This window comes from Ursidibacter sp. B-7004-1 (assembly GCF_053654055.1).
Genome location: NZ_JBSIUP010000061.1, coordinates 1 through 3,841 on the forward strand (window position 1 = coordinate 1; position 3,841 = coordinate 3,841).

A 3,841-nucleotide genomic window follows, 5' to 3' on the forward strand; every position below is an offset into this window, starting at 1 on the left:
TATAAGTACTTTTCCCACAAAAGACGAAATCACGCCCATTTTTTCACATAATGCACGCTGAGAAAGTTGCAATTCGATACGTCGCTTAATAAAGAGCTGCCTTAACCAAATATGCTGTTCTGAATGAATTGATAATCTTAAGTTTTTTATTACACCTATTTTAGGCGCAAGTCATAATTGAACCTGTTTTAGGTTCATTTGTTTAACTAAGGAGATTAAAATGGAAAATAAAACAAAATCGTCTGGTTTAGTAGCTGGTGTTATCGCTTGTGTATTAGCAGTATTAGGTATTTTATTTCTAGGCATTGTATTTATTCCGCTTGCTGCAATTACTGCCACTATTGGTAGCGTGACTGCAATAAAACATAAAAATCTTGCAGGTATAGGCGTAAATATCTTTGCTTGGTTATTAACACTAGTAGGTCTATTTACATCACCGATTTTATTAGCTGCAATCGGTTTGGGTGGTATTGGTCTATCACAATAAACCTAACAAAGTAGAGGGAATGAAAAAGTGGTTGTTTTGCCTAACTGTGTTTGGATTAACAGCGTGTTCCGAAAAAGATAAGGAATACTATTTATCCCACATTGAGAAAGCACAAAAGAAAGTGCAGCAATGTAGACAAAAGCAGGAAAAGCATTCTTTGCTAACAATAAAGTGTAGAAGATCACTCCCAATCTGACAGATATCTAGTTTCTAAATGGAGACTGCCAGATTTGGTTTGATCTTCTACAAATAAAAAGAGTTGCTAACAACATAAGAAAAATATTATTAGCAACTATTTTGTCCATTACACCGAATTAAATCAGTCTAACTTTTTAGGGTAGATTATATGAAATTAGCTCTTAATTGAATACGGTCACAATAATAAGCTTTCTTAAGCCTCAATCCCCTCAAATAATAGAGTACTGAGATAACGCTCAGAAGCTGATGGTAAGATCACCACAACGGTTTTATCTGCAAATTCAGGTGATTTTGCTAAACGATCTGCTGCCGCTACTGCCGCACCTGATGAGATACCAACTAAGATCCCTTCTTCAGCAAGAACTCGGCGAGCCGTTTCAATCGCAGTTTCACTATCAACCTGTTCAACTCGGTCAATTAGGCTTAAATCGAGGTTCTTAGGAATAAAGCCAGCTCCAATACCTTGAATTTTATGAGGGCCTGGTTTAACTTCTTCACCATTTAAGGTTTGTGTAATGACTGGAGATTCTTTCGGCTCAACAGCAACACTCACAATTTGTTTGCCTTTTTGTTGTTTAATATAACGGCTAACCCCTGTGATAGTACCACCTGTACCAACACCAGCGACAAATACATCAACATTCCCTTCCGTTGCGTCCCAAATTTCAGGACCTGTTGTCTGTTCGTGAATAGCAGGGTTTGCTGGGTTCTCAAACTGTTTGAGCATCACATAACGGTTTGGATCGCTCGCCAAAATCTCTTCTGCTTTAGCAATCGCCCCCTTCATTCCTTTTGCCCCTTCAGTCAGTACTAAAGTTGCCCCTAGACCACGCAATAAACGGCGGCGTTCAATACTCATTGTCTCAGGCATTGTTAATGTTAATTTATAACCACGAGCAGCGGCTACATAGGCTAATGCAATTCCTGTATTACCACTTGTTGCATCAATAATTTCTTTATCTTTAGTTAAAATGCCATCTTTTTCCGCTTGCCATACCATATTTGCACCAATACGGCATTTCACACTAAAACTTGGGTTACGAGCTTCCACTTTTGCTAAAAGGTTACCGTTATGCCCGAAATTTTTTAAGCGAACAAGGGGGGTGTTACCAATCGTTTCTGAGTTGTCTGCATAAATAGTCATAATCATTTCCTTCTTTATTAAAGCGTTGTTGAGTTGCACACAGAATACTGATTTCTTATAAAAAGTTAAGGAAACATTAGGTATTTTATATAACCATAGGTAATAACAATTTAGTTGTAAGATATATTTTGCAAAATATTAGACTAATCTTACCGCTTGCAAGGCGGCATCTTTTCGGTATAGTACGCATTTTATCAGCCCAGTTTACTTAAAATGAAAAAAACACAAACCAATAAGAACCGCAAACTTAATCAGCTGATTTTTTTAATCATTATTGTCATTTTTGCCATCTTTACTTGGCGAAATAATGAAAAGAAGTCCGTAACACCTAGTCCCAATACACAGCCCCAACAATCATTACCTAACGATTTGGGACAATATGATACCGTAATGGCAAATGATCATTTAGGGCAAAATCATAACGCACCTGTTGATTACTATATGCTTGCTCTCTCTTGGTCACCTGAATTTTGCGATCTACAAAAGCAGAAAAACAGCGGGAATGTTCCAAAACATTTGCAATATCAATGTAATGATAAAGCCCAATTTGGCTGGGTTATTCACGGTTTATGGCCACAAAATGCACAATCCAAATCGCCTGCCGACCACCCTCGTTTTTGTAAAGGCGACTTAGCAAAGCTGCCTGAAACGCTGATTAAACAGTATTTACCAGAATCACCAGGAGCCTCTCTCTTGCAAGGACAATGGGAAAAGCACGGTGCTTGTGCTTTTAATGATGCCGAAAGCTATTTTGCTAAACAACGTGAGTTATTCCGTAGCTTGAACTTGCCCGCACAAGATTTATCGCGTAAAGAGTTATTCCAGTGGATGAAAAAGTACAATCCACAGCTTAAAAACGCTTATTTAGGGGCAAGTAAAAATGAGCTATATATCTGTTATGACAAACATTGGTCGGTAATGGATTGCCCACGTTAATGATGTCAATTCGTCATTTAAAAATGCAAGTCCAACGCCAGCTAAAGCGAGATTTGGATAAGGCAAACTGCTACTTCAATAAAAGTTTTCTGCCCCCAATTGTCAATTATGACGTTAAAGGAATGAAAGCAGGCGTTGCCTATCTACAACTAAATGAGATCCGCCTAAATCCGATTTTGCTACAAGAAAATGGCGACACATTTATACAACAAGTTGTGCCACACGAACTGGCACATTTACTGGTTTATCAACAATTCGGGCGTGTTTCCCCCCACGGGAAAGAGTGGAAAATGGTAATGGAAACTGTATTAGGCGTTCCTGCTGAAACCTACCACTGCTTTGATACAACTAGTGTGCAAGGAGAACGGTTTAGCTACCGTTGTGAGTGCCAAACACATCAACTCTCTATCCGCAGACATAATGCAATCTTGCGACAAAACCGCCAGTATTTATGCCGAAAATGTAAGAAAGTATTGGTTTTTGTAGAGGTGTCAACACACAATTTATACTAAAATATTGTTTTTGTTTAACAATACTGTGTTTTTCATTGTGTGTTATGAATCTATCTCAAGCCAATTTACTGCATGCTTAAGTAATTCATTAAAAGATAAAATACCTGAGTAGCCAGTGAAAGAATTGCTGCTAGATTCAATTCTTAATCAATAATCTTCCGTGTCTATGGAATTTGTAATGTGTAAAATTCCCTTGTTATTCTCCCCAGTAATTTTTATACACCATCCTAGATTATCTATATTACCTAAAGATAATCCATAAGAGTGTTCCCAAACGCCATCACATTTTGATTGATACCAAGTGTTTATGAGAGTTAAAAAATTTTCCATTTCATTGTTCCTTTTCATTTTATTATTTATTAGTAAATCTCTCTTATCTTTTATTTTATAACCCATTTCTAGGGAGGTATAGAGTTAGTGAAAATATGGTTTTTCACTAATCCTTTTTGATAAAATACTGAGGGAAATATTTGAACGGAATGATACAGAATCGAAACTAGAAATTTCTATATTAACTTTAGGAAGGTTACATTCTACACTGAATTATTTTTTGAAATTGAATTC

At 36.9% G+C, this 3,841-nt stretch carries 6 protein-coding genes; 4 read left to right on the forward strand and 2 right to left on the reverse strand.

Annotated features, from left to right (window positions below):
• Positions 1–220 precede the first annotated feature (220 nt).
• Together ACWIW0_RS11080 and ACWIW0_RS11085 are read left to right on the forward strand one after the other, a co-directional pair.
• Positions 221–487: a hypothetical protein gene (locus tag ACWIW0_RS11080; protein WP_454453360.1), complete on the forward strand. Its 267-nt coding sequence runs from the start codon at positions 221–223 to the stop codon at positions 485–487.
• 19 nt (positions 488–506) lie between these two features.
• Positions 507–683 (forward strand): EexN family lipoprotein, encoded by a 177-nt coding sequence (locus tag ACWIW0_RS11085; protein WP_454453361.1) that lies wholly within the window; start codon positions 507–509, stop codon positions 681–683.
• A gap of 195 nt (positions 684–878) precedes the next feature.
• Here the strand turns inward: ACWIW0_RS11085 and cysK are convergent, their stop codons facing one another.
• Positions 879–1,829 carry a cysteine synthase A gene (gene cysK, locus ACWIW0_RS11090; protein WP_157394550.1) on the reverse strand — a complete coding sequence of 317 codons (951 nt, stop codon included), beginning with the start codon at positions 1,827–1,829 and terminating at the stop codon, positions 879–881.
• Between the two features lie 213 nt (positions 1,830–2,042).
• Here cysK and ACWIW0_RS11095 point away from each other — a divergent pair, with 213 nt between their 5' ends.
• Positions 2,043–2,765: a ribonuclease T2 family protein gene (locus ACWIW0_RS11095; RefSeq protein WP_454453362.1), complete on the forward strand. Its 723-nt coding sequence runs from the start codon at positions 2,043–2,045 to the stop codon at positions 2,763–2,765.
• Entirely contained in the window at positions 2,765–3,277 is a 513-nt protein-coding gene (locus ACWIW0_RS11100; protein WP_454453363.1) for a SprT family zinc-dependent metalloprotease, read from the forward strand. Before ACWIW0_RS11095 ends, ACWIW0_RS11100 begins: the two co-directional genes overlap by 1 nt.
• A 147-nt stretch (positions 3,278–3,424) precedes the next feature.
• Here ACWIW0_RS11100 and ACWIW0_RS11105 read toward each other — a convergent pair whose 3' ends face one another.
• On the reverse strand, positions 3,425–3,607 hold the full coding sequence (locus tag ACWIW0_RS11105; RefSeq protein ID WP_454453364.1) for an Imm53 family immunity protein: 183 nt from the start codon (positions 3,605–3,607) through the stop codon (positions 3,425–3,427).
• Positions 3,608–3,841 lie beyond the last annotated feature (234 nt).